Here is a 26,017-nt window from a genome sequence, read left to right on the forward strand (position 1 = left end):
AAGTTTATTGTAGTGATATTATTTGCAATGAAAAAACAAACCAAGCTGTTGTCATTTTATATTTTCTTTATTAGAAATGATATTCAAAAAATGATAATAACTGTGATTGACTTCGGATTATATATATTGTTTTTTTTGATGGATTGTGTTAATAAACTTAAAATTAGTTATTTATAAGGGAGTTTGGATGAAAATAATCTTTTTTTCGATAAAAGGATTTTATCTCCCGACAAACTACTCATTTTAAAAAATTAAACTTAAAAAGTTTTTCTTTTCTTTTTTTAGAAAAAAGAAGACATAAAAAAAACTGTCTTTTCAGACAGTTTCTTCTTTTTTACGCGTAATAATTCAAAGATTATTTGATGATTATTTTTTTACTGAGTTCTCCTTTTGAAGTTTTAAGTTTTACAATATACACTCCTGAACTTATTTTTTTTATTGGAAGCTGTATATCCTGCTGTCCTTGATTTTCAATCTGCCAAGTGGTGATTAATTGTCCACTAATATTAAATAAAGTAACTTCCTGAACGTTGGTATCTATTGCATTATTATTAATTATCAGTAGGTTTTTACTTTGTGAATGAATGATTTTCATTTCATTATCAATATGAATTTTATCTTTAATATTCAAAGTTTTGCCTTTGAATCGTAATGAAAAACGGGAATGATGTTCGCCCGCGGTAAGATCGATTTCAAAAGCTTCATTTTGGATGTTATGGTATATTTTAGTCTCGTCATCGTATATAAAAATTGGCTGGTCTGCTTCAAAATTTTCTAAAGCATCAATTAGGAATTTTACTTTGCCTGCAGCATCCGTTTTAACTCCAATAGGATAAAAAGCTTTGCGGTCAAAAAAACCTTCTCCTTGAATTACCAATTCATTTTCGCCATTCAAAAAATACATATCATTAGGAAAGTCATCGATATTTAAACCATCATAACCGTAGTCCATGGCGCTTGTCGCTTTGTCATCCATAAATCCTAGCAATACCTGTCTGTGATGATTATCATGGGAATTAAATCCCAATCGAATTTTTTTATACGTGTCCTTTATGACAGGATCATTATTATTGTTATCCCAGGTTTTTTCTTTCGTGGATGTAGTTTTGTACATCACATTGGAGTTCAAAGCATCATTTTCTTTATGAAATCCTCTTTGGTTATTGTTAAAAACGATAGTCCCGCCAGCCCCAATTTTTCCATTTACAAAAAAGCCTTGGCCTACTGGAACAAATTGGTTGGGAATGCCTCTAGAAGGAGTTCCTGCCTGACTAATAAAATCTACGCCAGCCGCCGATGGTGCAAGTCCTCCAGTTAAGTTTCGTACTGCATATCCGCCTTGATAATCGCGCAAAATATGCGTTTTATTGCTCGCATAATGTTCCCAAAAATATAAAGTGCCATCTGTAGCAGGATTTGAATTTATGTTGGCATTTATAAAAGCATCGGCATCCAAAGCTGAAGGATAAGGATTGCCGGTTAATAATAATTGATCAGGACCTACATAATTTGTTGTTATAGATCCATTATTTGGTTTTCCAATGAAGGTGTAATTTTGAGTTCCTAAAGCACTGCCGCTACCTTTTAAAGTAAATCCCTGACCTACACGGATAAAACTATTTTCAGTAATTTGAAACCAATTCGCATAATCATGGGTATAATTGTCAAATTTATAAAGCCAATATCTGGCCAGACTAATAGGCGATGTTGGAGCTCCGTCGTACCCGCCGATCCAATTTATCGCTATCGGTGTTGCTGGATTGGTTCCGTCTTTTAAACTGCCAGAAACGGTATAATTAGTGTTATTTGTAGTTGTATTTATTGGACTGACCGGAGAGCTCCAATAATTATAATTGTATAAATTAGATTGTCCTTTTTGATCTCTTTCAATATATCCGGAGCTTGTAACGTCTAAATCACTTTCAGCTGTTTGCACTAATTGTGCCATGCCTGCTAAATCTATTTTTCCGTCTAATTTCAAGTACCAATCATTTTGTAACTTGGTATCATCATTCATGATAATATTTTTCCCTGCATCTACCAGCATCCCTAAGTCAATATTGTTCGCCGTTTCTGTAATGTCATGTTTTACATGTACGATTGACCAGTTTTGTTCCATGATATCTTCACCTCTTATTTCTTTCGTAGGGCTGTTTACCGCAGTTGCGAAGCTTCCATTTCGTTCTGTTAAAAATGGCATAGGGGCTTGCTGAACATAGATGTTTTTATGGTTGTATATTTTTGTCCCCATAATATCAATTGCAGGAGTGGTTAGGTCATCAATGATATCATCTTTGTAAGTATCCATTCTATAATACCGAATCAAATTACTAAATGGCAAAGCGGAAGGAGCAGAGGCTACATTTTTTGGTACAATAAAGCCTCTAATTTGGGAATTTACATCTTGAATTTCCTGATACACCATTCTTTGTAATTGGGATTCGGTCAAAGCCAAATTGAATATTCGTACTTCGTCGATTTTTCCCTTAAAATATTTTGTATTAGTGCTTGGATCTCTTCCTAAAGTAAGCAACGAGGCATCTGTCGAAATACTTCCTGTTTTAGCTTGGCTTTTCGCCAAAGTACCGTTCAAATATAATTTAATATTTGATCCATCATAAATTACGCCGATGTTGTACCATTGTGATACATTTAAAGCTGTATCAAAAAGGGTAGAAGTTCCATTAACGACTGCTTCTAATTTTCTGGCAGCAGTAATTCGTATTTGGAAATTATTTTGTCCGACTATAACTCCTTCCGAGATAAAGTTGGGATTTAAATTAATCCAAGCCATGAGTGATGCATTGGCTAAACCACCAAGAATAGCGGAGCTTTGTCCATAATCATTTCGTCCATCAAAATCTAGAAATAGTTTGGTGCGGATGTCTCTTGGCGAACCATATAAAGCCGTATTAGTATCAAATATGTCCAAAATTCCGTCTTTATCTATATCAGTTGTACCGTCAACAATACCATCATTGTTGGTGTCGAAAGTTTTATAATTATATAGTACTATTGTGTTTGCAATATCAAATGTACTTCCATTAGATTTCACATCAAGGTAATCGGGAATTCCATCTGCGTCTGTGTCTTTGAGATAAGTAGTGGCGGGATTTGCAGTTGCAGTTCCTTGCCCTAAATTTCCATATTGATTGATTCCGGTACCATAGTCATAAATGTCTAATATTCCGTCGCCAAAACCTTCAGCACTCCCGTCTCCATTGATGTCTTTTTTTCTAAATGTTTCGGATTCCGGTCCATCACCAACACCGTCTCCGGTAATATCACCATCTCCATTTTGATATCCAGAAACGGCATTTGTATTTCCGGATCCTGACTCATCCACATCAAAAAGACTGTCATTATCACTATCTAAATCGATATAATTTGGAATGCCATCTCTATCGGAATCTAATGCGGGTAATGCCGCGCTTGTTTCGGCATTGTTATGCAATCCATTTGCGTTTGCATCGGCCCAAGCCGTAGCAATTTTACCTTTACCATCACTTAAATTTCCTAACCCCACTTCAATAACATCTTCAATACCATCATTATCAGCATCTAAATCGAACATATCAGCAACTCCATCATTGTCTAAATCACATAAAGTTTGTGAAATCAGGATGTCATCCAACGCGAGATCATTACCGTTACCACCAGGAGCATTATTTTTAAAACGAATTGTAAAGGCATTTACATTTCCTAAGTTGACACTAGTGGTAAATTTTTTCCAAACGCCCTGAGCACAAGTGTTATCTGTAGTAATTCCAGAACATCTGCCGATATCACCCGTGTTGAAAGAATTTAGAAGATTGTTTGACAAATCATAAAATTCTACAGTTACATTGGGTAAAATTGAATTTGGAAATGTATTTTGTGCCATAATATTTAAAACCCAAAAACTATAGGTTATTGGTAGATTTGACAAAATTCCGGTAATTGTAGTTTCATAAAATGTACCGGGAGTATAACTGGCATTAAAAACCGCCATTCTTCCCGCTGTATCTCCTATAGTATGATCTTCTCCATTGTACCATGCTAAATCCCCGTGAATGTTATCAGGGTCATCCGCTGTTGTTCCTGTTATTTTAGAAACTACAGTATATTCCCCGTCGTCCAGTATTTTTGTTGATTGTGAAGGGCATTCGGCGGTATTAGTACCAACAATTCCGTCTTCATAACAATAGGTTGTTGTTGCTTTGTAGGCCTCAGTAAATCCTCCAGTTCTGCCGCCCGTTCCAAAGGTTTCGTTCAAGAATTTATAATCTACTTTACGACCATTTGAGTTGTTGCAATTTACCTCTTCGGTGGCATCAAGGATACCGTCGTTATCATCATCAATATCAAAATTGTCATAAACTCCGTCTTCGTCGCTATCAAAAAAGGTTTGGATTCCAGTTCCCTGAATGGAGAAGTCATAAGGGTTCTCGTTGCTGTCATCGTTCACAATCGAAAGTGAGGCCGTTTTTAAACCTAAAGTCGTAGGATTAAAGCTTACTGAAAATGTAGAACTGCCTCCGGGAGTAATTGAAGCACTCGGATTTGTTGTAACTGTGAAGTCACTTGCAGAAGATCCTAAAATAGTAATGGATCCGATGGATAGGGGTGCGGGACCAGTATTTTGGATGGTATATGTTTTTGCGATGTTTCCCGTACTGGTTTCCATTGACCCAAAAGTTGTCCAATCTGTAATACTTGGAGTTGCGTCACCATCAACAATTGAAGTAGCATTTCCCACAATATTTATTTCGGGGAAATTTACAGTTGCTGTGACGGCAATTCTTGGAGAAGAAGTACAAGAAGCATTGGTAGTTTCAACATAATAAGTTGTTGTTGTTGTAATCGTGGGAGTTGTAAAACTTGATCCTGTAGCTAAGGCGCTTCCGCCATTTGAGGTAGAAAACCAAGAAATTGTTCCTGCAGAAGCAGTCGCTCCTAACAGAACTGTTCCGGAACCTGTTCTAGAATTAGGAGCCGTACTCGTAATAGTTGGAACAGCATTTACCGTTATGTTTGCCGTATTATTTATGCTAATGATAGAACTACAATTGTTTGGAGAGGTACCTCCACTAGTTAAATTAGTAATTGTTAAGGTTGTTATACCATTATTAGGTAATGTAATTGTGGTAAAACTTCCCATGCCAGCAGTTGTTATGGTCATGGTTGCCGTATTTCCTGTTGCTGAATTTGGAGCAGATAAATTATAAGTTACTGTATAAATACCAATAGGCAAGTCAGTTCCTATAGCAGAAACAGCAACATTTGCACTGTTAGATGAGCATACAGTACTAGCAACTGTTGTGGAACTTAATTTGTATGCAGTAGGGCAGGTCCAAGTAATTATAACTTTTCCATTAGCTCCATTAGCTCCGTTGTCATTATTTTTTCCACCACCACCACCACCACCTGGTGATGAACCAGCAACTGCTGCTGCACCTGATGATCCATTTCCTCCATTTCCTCCATTTCCTCCACCGCTGGGAGCTAAAGCTCCGTTTAAATTAATTGCGGTCACTCCATTCTGAGCAGTTCCTGCTGAAGACCCACCACCACCGCCATCTGTTCCCGCATCTGCACCAGCACCTCCGGAGAGCTTGACAGCACCTATTCCTAATGTAGAAAGGCCTCCAGTAGCACCAGTGCTATTATTATTATTAGAGACACTATTTCCTCCTTTTGCTATTACAGAAGTTTCACTGGAAAACCATGAATCTCCACCCGGCGAAGTATTACTACTGCTTCCAATCCCTACCGTCACAGGATATGATACCCCGGCAGTAACCGTTACAGTATTTTTTGAATAAGCACCTCCCCCTCCACCTCCATAAGTGCCATTTCCATTAGATTTAGAACCTCCTTTTCCACCACCTCCCCAAACCTCCACCTGTACGGACGTTACGCCGGCAGGAATAATAAAATTCCCTGAGGAGTTATAGGGTTGACTTGTTTGTGAAATTCCATAGAATGTTATAAAAAGAAGGCTAACCGTAAAAACTAACTTTTTATTTACTAAAGTAATTTTCTCCATAATCTAAATACTGCATTTAATTAAACTTCAGTTTTTTACCTTTTGATAGGAATGTATTTGAATAATTTTTTTCTAATGCTATAAATTTAAATTTATTATTGCAGTAAATCGGCTTAAGTACGTATAAAATCGGCAAAATACATTTTTATTTAAATAATGTAAGTTAATTAATATAAATAGTCAAATTTTTAATGATGTTTGCACAAGGATAAAATAACTGTGATCTAAATTTTGAGTTATTTCTAATTAGAGAAAAATTGTCATTATAAATGGTTGCTGCTTTAAATACGTGATTACTAATTTGACTGAGATTTTTTAATGGGAATATTTGGAAAAACAAAGGACTAACTGCGAAAATTGCTTTTACACCATACTTTCGCACATTTTAAACTGCTTTTGGTAGCAGTTTGATTCATTCACGTAATACTTCAATTGCCGCTGTTTGTTAATATAATCACATAAGAAAGAACACGGACTGAAATGAAATTTTGTTGCGGAACTACCTTCTAAAGAGACCTAAAGTTACATTTTAAGACACAAAAAAAAGGAGTAGAAAAATTCGATTCCTACTCCTTTTTTTATTAGTGAATTATTCTTAAAAAAACTTTTTCAGTGGCCTCCATAATTGGGAAGTCTTTTTTGAATTGCTTTACATTAAATTATTTGATAATGATTTTTTTATTAATACTTCCTTTTGAGGTTTTCAATTTAACAATGTAAACCCCTGATATTTTGTTTTGAATTGGGATTTTAATGCTGGTTTGTTCCTTTTCGGATACATCCCATGTAGACATTAATTTTCCCTGAATGTTGAAAAGTGAAACGTCAAGAATGGTAGTGTCATTTGCATCATTTTTTATGTTCAAAATATTATTAGAACGTGTAAACACTACTTGAATACTATTCTGATAAATTTCATCAGTAACGCCAAGTGTTTTATCCGCGAAGCGCAATGAGAAACGATCCGTAAAGTATCCTTTAGGAAGCGCTACTTCATAAAATTTGTTTTTTATGTTATTATATGTATCTGTTTCTTTATCGTAAATGAAAACATTTTGACTTTTATCGAAGTTTTCTAAGGCATCAATACCAAAGGAAACTTTTCCAGCAGCTTCTGTTCGTATAGCGATAGGGAAGGAGGCTTTTTCATCAAAATAGCCTTCTCCTTGTATTGCTAATTCGTTTTCTCCATTCAATAAATACATATCGCTTGGCGAATCATCAATATTGAAGGCATCGTAACCATCATTCATCTCATTATTTGCTTTTTCATCCATAAAAGCTAAGAGCACTTGTCTGTGGAAGGTTTTGTTGATGACATTAAATCCTAGACGTATTTTTTTATGGGTATCATTTTCAATTGCAGCATTGCTGTTGTCTGTCCAATGACTGAACCCTTTTGGACTAACCGGAATTCGATACGTTGCTTGCGAAAGTGCAGCATTGCTTTCTGTAATAAACTCTCTTTGGCTATTATTAAAAGTTACGGTTGCTCCTACAGACCCAGTTTTTCCAATCACAAAAAAACCTTGTCCTACTGGAATGTATCTTTCTGGAGCCGATTTTAATGAAGTTCCAGATCCACTTATGAAATCTACACCAGTAGAACTTGGGATAACTCCGCCGGATAAATTTCTAATTCCATAGCCGCCCTGATAGGCTGCTAAATAATGGGAGGAATTAGTTGCATAATGTTCCCAGAAATATAAGGCGCCATCAATTGCCGGATTTGTAGTTGCTGTTTTTATAGGATTAATGTTATCACTTATAAATTGATAAGAGTCTAATGCAGATGGATATGGATTTCCTATTAACAACAATTGATCTGCTCCTATAGTATTTGTTATAGTACCATTATTAGGTTTTCCTATAAAGGTTAGATTTTGTGTTGCAGGAGTAGTAGTAGGAGATGCACTTCCTTTTAAAGTAAATCCTTTACTGGCGGATAATGAACCTGTTTCGCCTATTTGAGTCCAATTGGCATAATTATTTCCTAAATTATCAAATTTATAAATCCAATAACCTGCTAAACTAAATGGAGTTGTTGATCCGTCATATCCCGGAATCCACTTTATCAATCCGGGATTTGCAGGATCTGTTCCGTCTTTTAAAACTTCGGCAACTGTAAAGTTAGTGTTGTTTGTGGTGGTACTGATAGCTCCAACAGGTGAGCTCCAATAATTATAATTGTACTTGTTCGCTTGCCCTTGTTGGTCTCTTTCTAATGAACCTGAACTGGTTACATCTAAGTCGCTGCCAAGTTTTTGTATTAATTGTGACCTTCCTATTAAATCAATTTTTCCATCTAGTTTTAAGTAATGTGAAACTTCAATTTTAGTTCCGTCAATTTTAGTTCCGTCAGTTTGTAATCCTCCGGTTGTTGTAACAATTAAATTGGCGTTTGGTTCAACAAATAACCCTAAAACCTTTTTGTTTCCAACAGAAGTTATAGTATTATTGCTCTTTATTTTTACAATATTCCAATCTATTGTTACCGGAATTGTTGGGTCTTCTATCGAGATGCTATATGGTAAATCTTGTACGGCACTATTTGCCCACGTTCCTAAAGTTTCCCAATTATTACTACTTACAGACTCGTAAGGTAATGGTGCTGTTTGTAAGTCTACAGTTCTTAAATTTTTTAATGCCGCCGTAATATTGTTACTCGAAATATCTTTTGTATTTGTATAGGTGTAGGTAGACATAGGGTAATATACACTCAAATTTGTCCAGTCCACAATTCCAATCTCGTTGAGTGGTATACCGGTTGGCAGTACAACTCCTTTGCTTTTGGTTGCGTCTTGCAAAATTTCCTGATTCATAATATAACGAAACTGTGCTTCAGTTAGCGCTACTTTCCAAACCCGCACCTCATCGATAAAACCATTAAAAAATGATGTTGGGTTTGTGCCATCCGCAGCAGCTATTAAGAAAGATTGGGTTGTAGCGGTTGGTATTCCTGTCATTGTAGTACTACTTATCTTGTTTACACCATCGATGTACATTTTGGCTGTTGTACCGTCAAATGTTACACCTACATGATGCCATTTTCCTAGTGGAATAACTGCATTAGAAATAATTGTATGTTTGTTGGCTCCAACATACCAACTCATTTCTGCTTTTCCTGCACTATTAATGCTTAAATCATAACCTTGAGAGAATGTACTATTTCTTTTTGAAAGAATGGTTTTATTTTTATCATATGTATTGATCCAAGCTGAAACGGTAAAGTTAGGGCTTAAGTTGAGTTGTTTCCCAGCGTCCATATAATCTGTAGTACCGTTGAATTTGATGCTCCGCACAAAGGTTTTCTCTGGAGCATATCCAAAAGTGATGTATTTAGCACCGTTAAAGTCATAAGTAGTTTCTAAATTACTTCCGTTAGCAGTCATAATTCTGTATTCAGCTGTAGAATTAAAAACGGGAGTATCTGATATAAACATTAAATAATCGCCACGAGTCGAAATAGTTGCGGTAAGCATTGTCAGAGGAATAGATACCTTAACGGTAGGAATATTTCCGCCAGTTTCTACTACTTTCCAAGTACGTCCTACAGAAACAAAACTAACATTTGTTGTTAATGTCGATGGTGAAGTTATTCCCGAACTTAGATTAACATTTACTGCATCTCGGGCAGCGAGCGTACCTCTATTATTACCCCAAACTAAGAATTTTGTGCCTGAATCAAAGGTGTTGATATTTGCGGTATTTGTTGCATAAATATCAGCTAAACCTATTGTGATTTCATCAATTGTATTGACACTTTTCGATTGTTTTTGATTAAGTTTAGATAAATCGTCTCGACCTATTCCCGCAATATCAAAATTATAGCCGATAGCTGCGGCGTCCCAAATAATACTTCCTTCAGAGTTGGTGTAGTTTACTGAAGTTCCGTTAACTCCCAAAGTAATTCCATATTTTATAGCTAAATAACTGCGAATGTTACTTCTTTGTATGTCCGTGGTTCTTGAACTATAAGTAATGACTTCCGCAACTCTTCCATCTAGGCTTCCTGTCCATCCCTCACTTCGCCCAATCCAGTATTGGCTATTGGATACATTAACGAACGATCCAATATCTGATGTAAAGTTACCTACGTCTTTAGCGTTGAAGAAGAGTTCCTGTGCCGTTCCAGCAGCATTATTTCTTGCGCTTATTATTCCCGCAGAATTGTAAGATGATGTTGTTTTATCTGCAATTCCGTACCCAATTCCGAGCCCGGTAGAAGTACCTAATGCGTAAGTTAAAACCTCATCACTTATTCTACGGGTATAATCACCATAGCCAATTCCTGTTATATCAGTTTCTTGAATTACTGAATTTTTATCTCCACAAAAGATATCCATGCTCTTCAAAGTGGATGTTACAGCGACATCGGGAATCAGCACTACAAAAAGATCCTGACTGTAAAAGCCTGATATGCCTTTTAAATACTGTCTTGATGCATCAGTATCGGTATATATTTGAGATGGAGAACTAGTTAAATTTGTGAAATCTACTACGGAGTTAAAATTAATATTAGCAGTTGGATTATTTTTATATATTGGAGCGCCAGTTGCGGCAGGCTTAGTTGCATTGTCACCTAAAGCTTGTGTTTGCCATGTTGTTACGGGACTATGATCAGGCATTGTTGTGGTACCGTCAAGCAAGTCAGAGCGCAACCACAGCTGTAAATTATTTGTTACTCCTCCGGGACCATTTGGTAATAACATTGTAATAATTATCGCTCCATGCTGACCTGATCCAGCGATTATTACCCACCCTTTACCGTTGAGATCGCCAGCACCCCCACCACCGCCGCCATAACCTGTGGTAGATCCGTTAAAACCATTGTATCCATTATCTCCACCATTACCTCCTGCGCCACCAAAATTATTCTTTAAAGCGCCTCCATCTCCCCCAGTAAAAGTTGTAGATGGAGTTAGTCCATTGTTACCAACACCAGTGCTTCCACCACCACCACCACCACCACCACCAGCGCCACTACCACTACCACCGCCATCGCCCTTACTACCACCGCCATTCCCTCCAGCAAACAGCACATCTCCTTTACTATCTTTTACTGTTCCTCCTACACCTCCAGTTGCATTAGTACCAGGCAAACTTCCAACCGAACCGCCTGCCGCAATAATAGTAGTTGATCCAAATGTTGCAGTTGAAGCAGCGCCTGAAGTAGAATATGCACTTACACCGCCAACAGTAATAATGTATTGCATTCCGGGTATTACAGTAACTGTGTTAAATCTAGCATATGCACCACCACCACCGCCACCACCCGTAATTCCTTTATCGGGTCCATTGTTTCTTCCTCCAGCACCAGCTCCCCAAGCCTCTACTTTTATCGAAGTAACGTTAGCTGGACAAGTCCAAGTTCCATTAGCCGTAAATACAGCAGTTGTCTGTCCATTCATAGTGTTCCCGAAGAAAAACATCAAAAACAAGCTAAAAAAAGCAATTATTGGCTGGATTTTAATGTGTTTCTTTTCAACACCAATGAACGGGGAATTAACAATAACAAAAGTAAATTTAAAATTATAGGTATTTTCGAATAAGTATTTTTGGTCCAAAGTAGGTATGAGTTATATGGGTTTGATAAAATCGAAATAAAATTATTAAAATACCGATAATGTGACAAAAAAACCCGACAAAAAGCATAAATAGTCGTTGTAAAGCATTTTTAATCGATAAAGAGCGGTGCTTTTTTACGAATTGTTTTTTATTTTCAATTATTGTTGGCCATTTTGTAAAATTAAAACCAATCAATGAATTTAGGAATTCAAATAGAGACTCTCCATTAAAAAAAATAAGTCACCGTAAATGAAGACGTTTAAATAAAAAAATTTTAATTTTCTTTCTTCCAAAACTCAGTTAATTTCAGAATGAAACTAATGCCTGAATTACTATTTTAGTTATTTCAGGTTAATAAAGGAAATGAGCCAAACGGCATGATGTGATTTGAAATAGTAGAAAAAAAATCCTTTTGAGACGTTGATTGTTCCAGTTTGCGAATGTCACTAAGTCGGATATTTTATTAGTACTTTGCTCCGTAAATCACTAAAATTTACACCATCTCAAATGTTTCTAATTGTCACTAAATATTTAATTCGCAAAGGTTATCGTGGCTTGGCTGCGTTTCCATTTGTATTTGTAGAATGTAGGGCTGATAAAGAAAATATGTTTTTTTTAAATTATGAAAAAACCCATTTTCGGTAACAATTGGAGTTATTAGTGCTTCCCTTTTTTATTTCGTCCCCACCATATGTAGCAGCCGGATATGGGAAGACTTGCAATGAGTAAACTAAAGAAACAGGCAAATATTTTCCCCGGTAATCCCAATACCGCTCCAGTGTGAATATCATAATTCATTTTCGTAATGGTATCTGCCACTTTATCGTCATTTTTCCTGCCCCAAATATGGGAAACCGTCATTTCTTGCAAGCTGTATTGATCAAAATACCGATAGTCAATTTTCCAATACGTTCCTTTGTCACTATTAGCATTGGCGGCTATTGGGGACCGATTGTTTTCCGGCGGATGAATTTCAATGGATTTAGACAAAGGATACGCTCTCTGCATTTGAAGCCAAACCGCGTCTAGAGGTTTTATGATGGTATGGGCTGGCCTATTCAGGTTTATTTTCGAAAGCGGTTCTTCATATAATAGAGATTTTTCACCACCGGACACTTTATAGTAGGTATATGCAAACCATTGAAATCCCCATACTAATCCGGTAACGGCAAAAATAATTCCGATGATTAAGATGTAAAAACCCGTGACATTGTGTACGTCATAATTTTTTCTTTTCCAATGCGTTCCTTTTTTCCATTTGAACCAAAAACGTTGTTTCGCGGCACTTTTATTTTTCGGATACCAAAGGATTAAACCCGAAATCAACAGTATCAAAAACACCAATGTTGCTGCAGCAGCAATAGGTTGTCCAATCGCAGGAGGCAGCCAAAGATAGAAATGTCCGTCGAGTATAAAAGGAAAAAAACCTTCCTTATTATTGATCGTTTTTAGCACTTTTCCTGTATAGGGATTCAGGTATGTCGTATAATGATAACTGGGTTCGTAATAAAAAAATATCGCTTCTACGGCATTGTTTTTTTCGTTGTATTTGATGGCGTGAAGCACTTTATTAGGAACTTCTTTTCTCGCGATGATTTCCAACTGAGATGGAGGCAGAAAGGATTTATTTTGCGTTTCCACAAAGCGATATTCTTCTGTGACGTCTTGTATTTCCTGCTGGAAGGCATACACGCATCCCGTGATGGCAATTATAAAAATAATGATACCTGAGGACAAGCCAAGCCAAAGATGAATTTTTCGTATTGCTTTTTTGAAGTTATTATTTTTCATTTATAAAGGATAAAACGCCGCACTGAAATGAGAAGTTTAGTTAAATAAAACCAATTATGAAATTTAAAATTTATAGGTTAAACCAGCTGTGACACTTCTCAATCGCTGAGGTGTTACAGTAGACCAACCTGAATAATATTTTTCGTTTAAGACATTATTTAATTTCAATGAGATGTTGAATTTATCACTCGAATACGACAAAGCCGAATTTAATACGGTATAATTTGGCAAGGCAAAAGTGCCGATATTAGCTCTGTTTAAAGTTTTGTATTCACTGGCATAGTTTCCACCAAATCCTATTCCGAAACCTTTCAATTTCCCAGAAGTCAACGTGTAATTTGCCCAAAAATTTACTAGCGTTTCCGGTCCTGCTTCTTCGGGTCTTAATCCTAAATAACCATCTCCAGGATTGTCTTTTGTTACTTCACTTTTATTGTTGCTGAATCCAGCAATAATGTTAAATCCTTTCATTGGATTAGCCGTGAAGCTGATCTCAAAACCTTTACTGTTTACTTCTCCACCTTGAACAGCATTGTTGATATTATTGGGGTCCGTCATTAATCTGTTTTTTACATCAATGTTGTAATAACTGATTGATGCCGAAATAATATCCTTGTATAAGTTTGTTTTTAATCCAAATTCATATTGATTGGCTTGCTCCGGGTCAAAAGATTTCATCCTTGGATTAGAACCATCCATTTCAGTAACTTCTCGTGGCGTTACGTTTACAAAACCATTCATATAATTTGAAAAAACAGAAACTTTATCTTTAACCAGCATATAAACTAGACCAAATTTTGGTGAAACAGCTGCTTGACTGTTTTCTTCGGTCGCAGTTGTAGATTTGAAGTTATCAATTCTCAAACTTACCATGGCAGATAATTTATCGGTGATATTCAACACATTTGAAGCATAAGCACTAATAACTTCGGTTTCCGCAGTTGTATTTCCTTCAAACGAACCTACTAAAAGGTTATCCACTCCCGCTTGGGTCAAATCTCCGGTATCAGATCCATCGATCAATGAAACAATTCCGTTTCCAACCCAACCGGTGCTTCCGTTTTGAATACTTGATTTATAATAATCAAACCCAGCGACTAATCGGTTTCTTAAATTTCCTATTTTGAAGTCTCCTATGAAATTCTGCTGAAGATCAGTTGCTAAGGTTTCCCCGTTTCTTTTAGAAATGAATCGTGTAAAATCATTTCCGTTTGACGCGTCAAATAAATAGGAATAATAACCGCTGGTTTTACTGTTGCTTCTGGACAATACCGTTTGGGAAGTCCATTGATCTGACAATTTGTAAAACATTTGTGCTTGTAAACTATAGGTTGGATTGCTAATGGATAGTTCGTTTGAAGTAAACGATTTTTTATAATTTCTTTCGAATAATTCCATTGAATCAAAGGACAAGGTAGCGTATCTGCTCAAGAAAAGCATGGGTGCATTTGCCGAATTTCTATTGGTAAATTCGGTATTGATTAAAAACGAAAGTTTATCGTTTACTTTATAACTCAAAGAAGGCGCAAAGAAAAAGGATTTGCCAAAACCGGCATCTTGAAACGAATTTTCTTTTTGGTAGGCTGTATTTATTCGTAAGGAAACATCGGAGTTTAAAGGCAAATTGATGTCGGCCGTGAGGCGGTCCATTCCATAAGAGCCGGCATTATAACTGATTTCTCCTCCAAATGACGAATAGGGCTTTTTAGTTATGATGTTTATTAAACCTCCGTAAGAAATCAAACTGCTTCCAAATAAGGTTCCTGAGGGTCCTTTAATCACTTCAATATTGTCCACATTCGCCGGATCGATACTTCCATTATTGATTCCGGGAAGACCATTAATCATGGTAGGTTGAACTGCAAAACCTCTCATGGAAAAATATTCTGCACCATCCCCGCCGCGGCCCGTCGATTCCCAAAGACGTGTTACGCCAGTTGCATTTTTTAACGCGTCGCTGAAATTAGTAACCACTTGCTCTTTCAGTAACTCGCTGGTAACGGTATTGTAAACTTGAGGGTTTTCAATATTGTTCAAAGGCATTTTAGCAACCGTAGTGCTTTTTTCTCTTTTGTACTTGTATTTGTTAGTGTTAATTATAACTTCTTTCAGAGTTGTAACTGAATCTTTTTCTTGCTCTTTCTTTTCTTGAGCGCCAGCTGTGATACCAATTAATAAAACGGACAAGTAAAATGTATTTATGAATTTCATTTATTTAGATTAATTAAAAATAATCTTGCAAATATAACAGCGGTTTTTACTTTTACAAAACTTATTTAGACTAATTAAAAATAAATTTACAAAAAGATTTACAGCTGGTTGAAATTCAATATTTTAAGGACGTAAAAAAAACCTTGCTTTAACAGCAAGGTTTTGATTTAAATATAAAATGTTAAAATTTTTATTTTATTTTTTTCATCGAAAATTCCTCGGAGCTTGGTTTTCCTTGTTGAATTCCCGATATTTTAGCAACCAAACTGTCAGAGGTAATTTGGGTATAGCTTATTTTTTGAGGATAATCGTGTTTTAAGTTTTCAAAAACCAGTTGTTTAGCTGTTCCGGTTTTCAATTTGAAAGCAACCGCTTGGTCATTATTTTGACCCTTTACAGCTGCATTATAAGTTAAGTATTTTCCTTTTTGTTGTAATGTTATAGATTCAAAATGCAAGGTGTCTTTCTCTTTTATATAATAGGATTGTGCTTGAAAGGTGCTGTCGTTTAGTTCCACCCAATTTTCCGTTAGGCTACCGTCAGCTGATTTATTCTCCCAATTACCCAAAAGCCAATTTGCCGCTTTGATTTTTTTATCTTCATTTGCGTCAGATTTTTTGCAAGAAACAATTGCTAATACAAACAGAATAAGAGTCATTTTTTGAAACATTGGTGTAAATATATGATGTTATTTCGAGTAGGCTAAAGTATGAAAAAATAGAATAGTGTACCTTTTTTAGTTTTGGAATATCCAAAAGGAGTAAACTATTGAATTAATGGTTCATTTTGAATAATGAAGTGATCAGGCTAAAATAGTGATCAGATTCAGTTGGGTAGAGTTTTTTACCACATAGAGGCATAGTATTTAAAAAAGAGTTTGATAGATATTTTACTTTTCACACAGTCAAAGTATGTAAAAAACAGTATTATTTTCTATTATTTCTCTAATTAGGAGTTTTATTTCTATGTGGTAAAAAAATATTTTTTTTGAATGTTCTTAAATACTTTCTTTCAAAATAGCATATACTAATTCTTTGGTTGGTTTTTGATCTTTTAGTTTAGTTCTGACCACATCAAAAGTGACTTTGAAATCACAACCCAATTTATAATCGCTGCAACCATAAGCGGTTTTTCCTTTCAAAACAGTTCCTTTTTGGCATTTTGGACAAACTAATTCGTCTGGAACGGCTTTCTCCAAAGTTTTCTTAGGTTCTAATTTCAGTTTGAAATTTTCGTCAAAGCGAAGCAAGCCTTCCACAGTGCCGGCATCGGTTTTAAAGTCTTTCAAGTTAACGGTAGACCCTTTTTGGAGCAAGCGCAAGTATTGGTTCTCTGATATTTTTTTCTCGGCAAAAGTATAGGGCAATAAAAACGTGCAGCCGGCTTTATAATCGCCACAACCATACGCTGATTTCCCTTTAATAAGCGTCGCTTTTTTACATTTCGGACAGGCTTCCGCCAAAATTCCTGCCGCTTTCTTTTTCTCGACAACAGCTTCTTTTTTCTGGACACTTCCTGCATGCGAAATATTGGCGCGCCTGGTTTCACTTCGCACTTCATACACCAAGGCTTCTACCATGCGTTTCATGTTACTAATAAACGAACCGGCGGTAAAAGTCCCTTTTTCAATATCTTTCAATTGCTTTTCCCACGAACCCGTAAGTTCAGCTGACTTTACCAAATCATTTTGAATAGTATCAATAAGCTGTATTCCCGTTGGCGTTGGCAATACCTGTTTCTTGTTCCGAACGATGTATTGGCGTTTAAAAAGGGTTTCAATAATATTGGCTCGTGTGGATGGACGACCAATACCGTTTTCTTTCATCAATTCGCGTAAATCTCCATCGTCCACCTGTTTGCCCGCGGTTTCCATGGCGCGCAATAGAGTGGCTTCCGTAAACTGATTGGGTGGCTTGGTTTCCTTTTCTAAAAACGAGGGTTCGTGTGGTCCTTTTTCGCCCACAATAAAACTTGGTAATATATCGGCTTCTTTTTCATTGGTGTTTGTGTCTTCAAAAACTATTCGAAATCCTTTTTTTAAGATTTCTTTTCCGGTAGTTTTAAAATGTACATCCGCCGCTTTCCCAATTACGGTGGTATTGGCAACCAAACAATCGTCATAAAACACCGCAATAAAACGCTTGGTAATTATGTCATACACCAATTGCTGATTGTATTGCAAATTGGTTTGTATCCCCGTTGGAATAATCGCATGGTGATCGGTTACTTTTTTATCATTGAAAACTTTAGTCGATTTTTTAATCTTTTTTCCTAAAAGCGGTTGCGTCAACGCGGCATAATTGGTCAACTTTTGCAAAATACCAGGCACTTTTGGATAGATATCATTCGGCAAAAACGTGGTGTCGACTCTAGGATACGTGACTACTTTTTGTTCGTATAAAGTCTGTACAATTTTAAGCGTTTCATCTGCAGTAAAGCCAAACTTGGTATTGCAATACACTTGTAAGCCTGTTAAATCAAAAAGCTTAGGAGCAAACTCATTGCCATTCTTTTTTTCGACAGAAACAATTTCAAACTCACTTTCCTTGACTTTATTGGCCAAAATTTCGCCCTCTTCTTTTTTCAAAAAACGCCCGTCCTCATAGCTGAAAAGCGTTTCTCTGTATAAAGTTTGTAACTCCCAATACGGTTGCGGCTTGAAATTCTCAATTTCTTTGAATCGGTTCACGACCATCGCTAATGTTGGCGTTTGTACCCGTCCGATAGACAATACTTGTTTGTACCCGCCATGTTTTACGGTATACAAGCGGGTAGCATTCATACCCAGTAACCAGTCGCCTATGGCTCTAGAAAAGCCTGCATAGTATAAATTATCGTAGTTGGCAGATGGTTTTAAGTTTTCAAAGCCCTCTTTAATGGCTTCGGTGGTTAGGGATGAAATCCACAAGCGTTTCACTTCGCCTTTGTAATTGGCTTCGTTCATCACCCAGCGCTGAATGAGTTCTCCCTCTTGCCCAGCATCCCCGCAGTTAATGACTAGCTCGGCTTTGTCAAACAGGCTTTTTATGATTTTGAATTGCTTTTGAATCCCCGAATTCTCGACCACTTTGATTTCGAATTTGTCAGGAAGCATGGGCAGGTTATTCAAATCCCAGCTTTTCCAGTGGGGTTTGTAATCGTTCGGTTCTTTTAAGGTGCATAAATGTCCAAAGGTGTATGTTACCTGGTAACCGTTGCCTTCGTAATACCCGTCGTGTTTGGTATTGGCTCCTAGAACTGATGCAATTTCGCGTGCTACACTTGGTTTTTCGGCAATACAGACCTTCATTTTTCCCTGTTGATTTAAGGGTGCAAATTAGGAATTTAGAAATTGGTATTAAAAAGAAATTGTATGGAGTTATGAACGGGTAGGGTATGCCGCTTTTTAGGAGCAGAACGAATGGTTTTTTCGAGGACGAAATTTCCTGCTGTCCGCTGTATCTCTTCGCTTCGCTGCGAGGATGCCGCTTCCATCAGGGCTATTTATTGCGTTTGATTTTCATAATAACCGAAGCAACAGATTCTGTAGATTGTTATTTATTTTCTCCTCGAATGTATTTGTGTGAGCCGTCACAGTTGGGCATTTTTTTAGATAATCCGCAGGTGCAATCGTTTATTCCTTTTCCGGAAAGAATTCGCGGAATGTAATTTTCTATTCTGGTTTCCCGAGTTTTGGATTGTTTGGCAGCCCAAAAATACAAGTTGTAGGCTCGTTGTCGTCCCGGTGTTAAGGCTTGAAAAGCAGTTTTTAAAGAAGGGTTTTTGTCTAAAGCAATATGTAATTCTTCCACCAATTCAAGTTCAGTATTGCTTTTAAAAATTACTTTCAAGCCCGCTTTTTCTACCTCAATGGCTTCATAAATATAGGCATTGATTATCGATTGCTGTTCTATGATTTGTTCCAGATTGGTAAACTTAAAAAAACGCACGGCCTGACTGTTTTCTCCGGGTTTGGTGAGAATTCCATTGCTGTCTTGCAGTAAAGTTCCTTTAAAAAAGCTAAGCGTACAAAACGCTGCAAAACTGCCTATAAGAACAACATTATTTCCCTGAAAAGTGTAACAAGGATTTCGCCACTTGAATTCTTCGGTTAGCCCGCAATCGAGCAGAAATAATCGCAATTGCTTTATTTCAGATTGCCATTTTGTGGCATTGTTTATAAAGGCATCAACTTTGGGATTCATTTTATTAGATTTTTAAAATAAAGGAAGTTTGGTTTTATAAAAGTAGTAAAATAAATGCGTTGCAAAAAGTATGTTATATTATGACAAGAACTTCAGAATAATTAATTGATAATTAATTTGGTGCTGACTTTATTGTCGTTCGAAAGAAATGTCTTTAATAAATAGATGCCTTTAGGTATTGAAATGGTATTAAATTTAAGTTCTTTTGATAGGTTTTCATTTAGTTGACTGTGAATTTTTTTTCCAGTAATATCAAATAATTCAAAACTCATAATCTGAGAATCAGTAAGCGATTTGATGGTTACCGAATTACTCGTACGGTTGTGATAAACAATTATAGACCTGATAGTATTTTCATTTGAATTAGAATTATCAGCAATATTTAATGTTGAAAAATTAGGTGTTGTTATATATAATTCTTTTCCGCTATTGTTAGTATGAGCACTAAAGTATAAATTAGTGTCAGTTGTTGCCAGTTTTTCAATAGCATTATATCCTTCTAAATTTTGACCGTTTAAAACATTTATATCCAATTGTAATGGCTTAGCAAGGGTATTATTCGTTATCCATATTTTATGAGGAAAAAATTCTGCTAAATATAGTAAGTTACTGTTAAAACATGTCAGGTCTCTTATGTTTAAAAAATTTGCTGTATCTGGGCCAGCTATTTTTTCTGTTGTAAGTCCGTTGGTTCTCCATAACTCTTTGTCAATACCATCGTAAGTTTGTACTAGGAAATATACGTAGTCTCCACATGTTGTTATGGTATCAATATCAAGGTCTGGAATTATTGGGTGGGATGCTCCATCAAATACTAATTTAGTTCCATCAATTGTACCATTTGATTTATAAATTGCTTTTCTATAACTATCAGGACTCTTAGCGACAAAATATAATTCATCATTCAAAACGCTTGTGAATTGAATATCGCTATCTATATTATCTCCAAAAGTTTTCAAATGAACTGTGCCATAGGTTGTGCCGTCTGAAGCCCATAAATCATGCGGTCCATAAGAAGTTCCGGATGTTTCAGCAATTATAAATAATTTATTTTTGACTGCTTTCAAAACGCGCATATCATAAAGATCAATTATTTTTATAGTACCCGCTTCTGTGCCATTAGTTTTCCACAATGAGGAACCTGCAGTACTGTTTGCAATAAAATAAATTGTACCATTAAGCAAAACAAATTCTCTGGGATAACTGCTGTAATTATAATTTGACCCACTGTTGATGTCTTTTATCATATAAGTTCCTGTTTCTGAACCATCACTTCTCCACAGTTCAAAACCATGTACACCGTCATTTGCATAAAAATAAAGAATGCTGTTTATCACAGTAAATTGTTGTGTATGATTATAATTTTGCATGCTGCTGCTATTACCGGGATTTATATCTTTAACAAGGACAGTACCGTTTTCTGTACCGTCACTTTTCCAAAGTTCATATCCGTGAGTACCATCAATTGCACTAAAGAATAAAACACCATTTATACTTTTCATTTCTGAAAGATCATCTATACAATTATTACCGTTATTAATATCTTTAATTAATTTAGTTCCAACTGCAGTTCCATTGCTTTTAAACAATTGATTACCATATTTTTTTTCATTTGCTCTAAAAAATAAAGTATTATTTACAGTAGTGAACTTCGATGGATTTCCATTATTTGAATAATTTAGATCTGCAAAAAATCTTGTTCCAGAAATAGTTCCGTCAGTAATCCATAATTCATTTCCATGGATTTCATCTTCAGCTGTGATTATCGTCGCATTGTTGGTAGTGACAAAATTCTGTTGTAATCCAGAAATGTCATTATCCCTAATTTTTGATAATTCAAAAGTACCTATTGATGTTCCGTCGCTAGCCCATAATGTTTTGTCAGTTGAGTTTGCAGTTGTTGTGAAAAATAAAAGTTTGTTGTTAACTTCATCAACATGTAATTTTTCTAACCATGAAGAGGCACTTCCATTATTAATGTCTTTTACTAATGTGGTTCTATCAGATGTTCCATCCGTTTTCCATATTTCATTTCCATTAATGCCATCATCCGCTAAAAAATAAACTGCATTATTTAATTTTACATAATTAGGGGTATTATAAATACTGCCAACACTCTTTTTGTTTATATCTTTTATCATTGTTGTTCCAGCCTCAGTTCCATCACTTTTCCAAATTTCAATGCCATTATTTCCATCATTGGCTTCAAAAATTATTAAATTATTGAGCTGACTTCCTTTTAAAACATATGAACTTGAATTATTTCCAATTCTTATATCCTTCACGATAACTGTCCCGGATTCGGTTCCATCACTTTTCCATAACTCAGCTCCATTTGCTCCATTATTTGCAAAAAAATAAACGTAATTATTCACTACTAAAAATTGATTTCCATTATTTAGTCCGGAAGAGTAGGGATTAATATTTTTAAACATTTTTGTCCCCACTTCTGTTCCATCACTTTTCCATAATTCCGTCCCATTTATTCCATCATCAGCTATAAAATAGAGCGCATTATTAAAAACGAAAAAATCATTCAAATCACTGCTTCTACCAGCAATTGGATTTATATTTTTGATCATAAAAGTTCCTGCTTCTGTACCATCACTTGTCCATAATTCATATCCGTCGATATTATTGGTAGCAGCAAAATATAATTTTCCATTGTAACTTATTAATTTTCTGGGTTCATCATATTCACTGTTATTATTTGGTTTTATGTCTTTAACCATTTTTGTCCCAGATTCAGTTCCATCACTTTTCCATAATTCAACTCCGTGAACACCATCATTGGCAGTAAAGAATAAAGTTCCGTTTACAAGCGTTAACGAGCTTGGATTTGAAGAATTCACTCCAGCTCTAATGTCTTTAACCATTACGTTTCCTTCCGGTGTTCCGTTTGAATGCCATAATTCTCTCCCAAAATTATTATAATCTCCATCAGTTGCTGTAAAATAAAATCCAGACTGAAATGAGATGAAATTTTGAGGGTCGCTGTCCTCATGAAAATTTAATTCTGCTAAAGTTGCATTTAGAGTTTGAGCAGTAGCAAATTGGGATAATAAAAAGATAAACAAAAAAGGTAGAGTGTGTTTCATAAGATTATTTAATATCAATGAATTTTATAACTGGTATAGCCGCACTAAAAAATCCTATAAATAGCCAAATTTGAACAAATTGTAGCTACTTGATAAGATTTTTATTTTCTCAAATATATAAATTAATACCGAAAATACTGATAAAAACATTTGGTTTTATACCTTTTTTTCAAAGTGACTTTTTTTGCTTCAGGGATTTTACGGGAAACCGTAAATGTGGTTTTTTAGTGTAATTTTCTAGTCTCAATAGCTGTGTGAAGACTTTGCGAGTAGGGAAAATGATTGATAGGGAAGAATTCTTAAAGTTAAAATAGCCGCGTTGCAAACGCTATAATTGTGCTATAAATTAAAATTGTCACTCGTTGCCAACGAGGGCCCACTACGATTTGTAATTTCAATTTATAAAAAAAGCTACAGGAATTATTTCCTTGCAGCTTTTTTTTTTTTGTTAATTTTACGGCTTATTACTGTGGGCTCAGATTACTGCGTCAGTTCACTTCGTTCGTGTGCAATTCTACTAAGAAACTTTTTTTTACCTATCCAAATCGGATATCTTATTCTGCTTCTAAAAGATCTCTATTATGAGTGACGCTAGTGATTGTCAAATTCTCTGCGTTTGTAAAAGCTGTCATCATCACTGTCATCATTATGACTAGAATCATTTTCAGGGTAGTACGACTTCATTACACTTCGCTCATAATTTCTGTCAAAATTGTTCTCACTGTTAAATCGGCTCGTGTTTCTAAAAGTATGATATCCTATACTGTTAGCCATGACAATCTTCGTGTCTTTATTTATGCTTACAGATCCAATGGGTATAATAATATGGCTGTCTCCGTCTTTATAGACGAACTCCTTTCCATTGTCGTTCGCTATCGCATCATGCACCTCATTACTGCTGTCCTCTATCAATGCTTTATCTACATTTACATCCAGATAGACAACGCGCTGCATATCTTTATTAACCCACAGATTATCAATTTTACCTATAGTCCGGTTATCAGCGTCCACTATTTTCCATCCTCTTATATCAGAATAATTTGAAGCAATCTTATAATCCGCAAGCTCATCCAGTTTGTATAAATTTCTATCTTTATTTTCCATAATTTCTTTTTTACTATTATATCTTCATTTTCTGTTGCGTACCACTGCGGGAAAATATAGATTGCATTTCATCAATAGGTAAAATAACACTATTATCCCGTTGTATCTGTTACTTTCTAACGTACACTTGTACTGTTTTCGATTTCTACGTTACTTTCACTTTGAGCTTCAGTATTACTCAAAAGGAGGAAGTATAACAGTGCTGCGATTATCAGCCCTACAACAATCCACGGCCATACCGGTTTTTTTTTCTCAATTTTAATTTCTGCCATGACTTTATTTTTTTTGATTATAAAATAGTTTTAATGCAATACTAAAGATACAAAGGAGATTAGACTAAGATGTGTTTAATTTCAGCAAAAAGTTATATAATTCCCACCAGACTAACTATTAAAATGCGGATGGGGAACAGAGTACTAACACCCCCTCTGGTCTCGTTTGCAACGAGCACCTACTTACTTGTGCAAAAGAAACAAAGCGTTTCCAACGCGGGTCTAATAAATAAATTACTCGATAGCGTAGAATTGCACACGAACGAAGTGAACTGACGAAGTATTCTTTGCCCACAAAGAGTAGTAATTTCAATTTTATAAAAAGCTACAGGAATTATTTTCTTGTAGCTTTTTTTGTGTGTTAACTTTATGGCTTATTGTTGCGGGCACGGATTACAAATCCGCCTTTACTTTGTATTAGATAAAAAACACTAAATTTATTCAAAGGAAAACAGAGGTGAACTATCAATTCCGCTAAGTATGACTTATATCGCGCATTAGTCCTCTGTCTTCTCCTTGAATCCCGTTGAATTGCTTCAAATAGAATGATAGACATCGAGGTCTAATAAAGGCTCTAAAGAAGTTCAACATTTTTGTTTATCCTAAATTCAAAGTTATGAAAAACTATTTATTTTATGTAGGTATTGACATTTCAAAATCAAAATTGGATGTAGTTATTTTAGAAAAACAGTCTCCCAATGTATCTAATCATTTCATTGTAGAGAATAATTTAAAAGGAATAAAGGAAATTTTAAAAAACTTAATAAAACAGAAAATTGATTTGACTACTGTTTTGTTTTGTTGTGAAAACACCGGTGTTTATACATTTCCTTTGAGTAGTCATTTGTCTGATGAAAAACTGGATTACTGGATTGTTCCTGCTATAGAAATTAAGCGTTCTAAAGGTATTTCAAGAGGTAAAAATGATAAAGCAGACGCAAAGGATATTGCTTTGTATAGTATTCGAAATATTGACAAACTTAAACTTTCAACATTACCCGAAACCGCAATTCAACAACTAAAATTACTTTATACTGAGCGAGAAAAAGTGATGAAATCCTTTAAGATTTTTGAAGCTACAAAAGAGAATATTGATTTTATGCCAAAACAAGTTTACAAATCAATTTCAGCAATAAATAATAAAACTGTAAAGTTTCTAAAAACGACATTAAAAGCGATTGAAAAAGAAATGAAAGCAATAATTTCAACTGAAATTGAATTAAAAAAACAATTTGAGTTAATAAAAAGTGTTCCTGGTGTTGGAGACAAAACAGCAATCTATATGCTAATTGCTACCAGAGCATTTACGGCTTTTGATAATGCTAGAAAATTTGCTTGTTATGCTGGAACTGCCCCTTTTGAATATAGTTCGGGTTCGAGTATTAAAGGCAGAACCAAAGTAAATCATATGGCAGATAAAAAGATGAAATCAATATTACAAATGTGTGCTTTAGTGGCAGTGAAACACGATCCACAACTCTGGACTTGCTAACTTTACCTGCATAAAAAGTTAAGAATAAAACCTTAATTTTAACTTATGAAACAAGTGCGTAAAATTTATGACCGAGCTTTTAAAGAGAAAGCCGTTCAATTGAGTTATGAGAGACATAACATCTCAGAACTGGCCAGAGAATTAGGAGTTACAGCTCCACAATTGTATAAATGGAGAAAAGAGTACGAAGAGTTTGGACAAGGAAGTTTTCCAGGTAATGGCAATTTAAAGCAAACGCCAGAACAGGAGCTAATTTCTGAGCTTGAAAG

Annotated in this window: 12 protein-coding genes; 2 read left to right on the forward strand and 10 right to left on the reverse strand. The window is 35.5% G+C overall.

The features are described from left to right. Positions 1–355 precede the first annotated feature (355 nt). The 10 genes from ACNQGJ_RS08845 to ACNQGJ_RS08890 form a co-directional block, all read right to left on the reverse strand. The gene (locus ACNQGJ_RS08845; protein ID WP_417973854.1) at positions 356–6,028 is read right to left on the reverse strand and encodes a choice-of-anchor D domain-containing protein; all 5,673 of its coding nucleotides are present in this window, start codon (positions 6,026–6,028) and stop codon (positions 356–358) included. Between the two features lie 659 nt (positions 6,029–6,687). Then, a complete protein-coding gene (locus tag ACNQGJ_RS08850; protein ID WP_417973856.1) occupies positions 6,688–11,595 on the reverse strand; it encodes a DUF8202 domain-containing protein in 4,908 nt (1,635 codons plus the stop codon). Positions 11,596–12,253: 658 nt separating this feature from the next. Then, a complete protein-coding gene (locus tag ACNQGJ_RS08855; protein ID WP_417973858.1) occupies positions 12,254–13,387 on the reverse strand; it encodes a PepSY-associated TM helix domain-containing protein in 1,134 nt (377 codons plus the stop codon). Positions 13,388–13,450: 63 nt separating this feature from the next. After that, a complete protein-coding gene (locus ACNQGJ_RS08860) occupies positions 13,451–15,598 on the reverse strand; it encodes a TonB-dependent siderophore receptor (RefSeq protein ID WP_417973860.1) in 2,148 nt (715 codons plus the stop codon). 190 nt (positions 15,599–15,788) lie between these two features. After that, positions 15,789–16,256, reverse strand: a complete 468-nt coding sequence (locus ACNQGJ_RS08865) for a DUF6265 family protein (protein WP_417973862.1) — start codon at positions 16,254–16,256, stop codon at positions 15,789–15,791. A 339-nt stretch (positions 16,257–16,595) separates the two neighbouring features. Beyond that, entirely contained in the window at positions 16,596–18,887 is a 2,292-nt protein-coding gene (locus ACNQGJ_RS08870; RefSeq protein ID WP_417973864.1) for a type IA DNA topoisomerase, read from the reverse strand. Positions 18,888–19,131: 244 nt separating this feature from the next. Beyond that, positions 19,132–19,782, reverse strand: coding sequence for a YdeI/OmpD-associated family protein (locus ACNQGJ_RS08875; protein ID WP_417973866.1), 651 nt, complete (start codon positions 19,780–19,782; stop codon positions 19,132–19,134). A gap of 101 nt (positions 19,783–19,883) precedes the next feature. Then, positions 19,884–22,880: an ELWxxDGT repeat protein gene (locus ACNQGJ_RS08880; RefSeq protein ID WP_417973867.1), complete on the reverse strand. Its 2,997-nt coding sequence runs from the start codon at positions 22,878–22,880 to the stop codon at positions 19,884–19,886. Positions 22,881–23,471: 591 nt separating this feature from the next. Next, positions 23,472–23,984 carry a PRC-barrel domain-containing protein gene (locus tag ACNQGJ_RS08885; protein ID WP_417973869.1) on the reverse strand — a complete coding sequence of 171 codons (513 nt, stop codon included), beginning with the start codon at positions 23,982–23,984 and terminating at the stop codon, positions 23,472–23,474. 116 nt (positions 23,985–24,100) lie between these two features. Then, positions 24,101–24,256 carry a hypothetical protein gene (locus ACNQGJ_RS08890; protein WP_417973871.1) on the reverse strand — a complete coding sequence of 52 codons (156 nt, stop codon included), beginning with the start codon at positions 24,254–24,256 and terminating at the stop codon, positions 24,101–24,103. A 616-nt stretch (positions 24,257–24,872) separates the two neighbouring features. Between ACNQGJ_RS08890 and ACNQGJ_RS08895 the strand changes: the two genes are divergently transcribed. Both ACNQGJ_RS08895 and ACNQGJ_RS08900 read left to right on the forward strand, forming a co-directional pair. After that, positions 24,873–25,748 carry an IS110 family transposase gene (locus ACNQGJ_RS08895; protein WP_417973873.1) on the forward strand — a complete coding sequence of 292 codons (876 nt, stop codon included), beginning with the start codon at positions 24,873–24,875 and terminating at the stop codon, positions 25,746–25,748. 45 nt (positions 25,749–25,793) lie between these two features. Then, positions 25,794–26,017, forward strand: a 224-nt coding sequence (locus tag ACNQGJ_RS08900) for a transposase (protein WP_417973875.1), incomplete at its 3' end; no start/stop codon positions are given.

This window comes from Flavobacterium cryophilum (genome assembly GCF_048286555.1).
In the GTDB taxonomy this organism is placed as follows: Bacteria; Bacteroidota; Bacteroidia; order Flavobacteriales; family Flavobacteriaceae; genus Flavobacterium.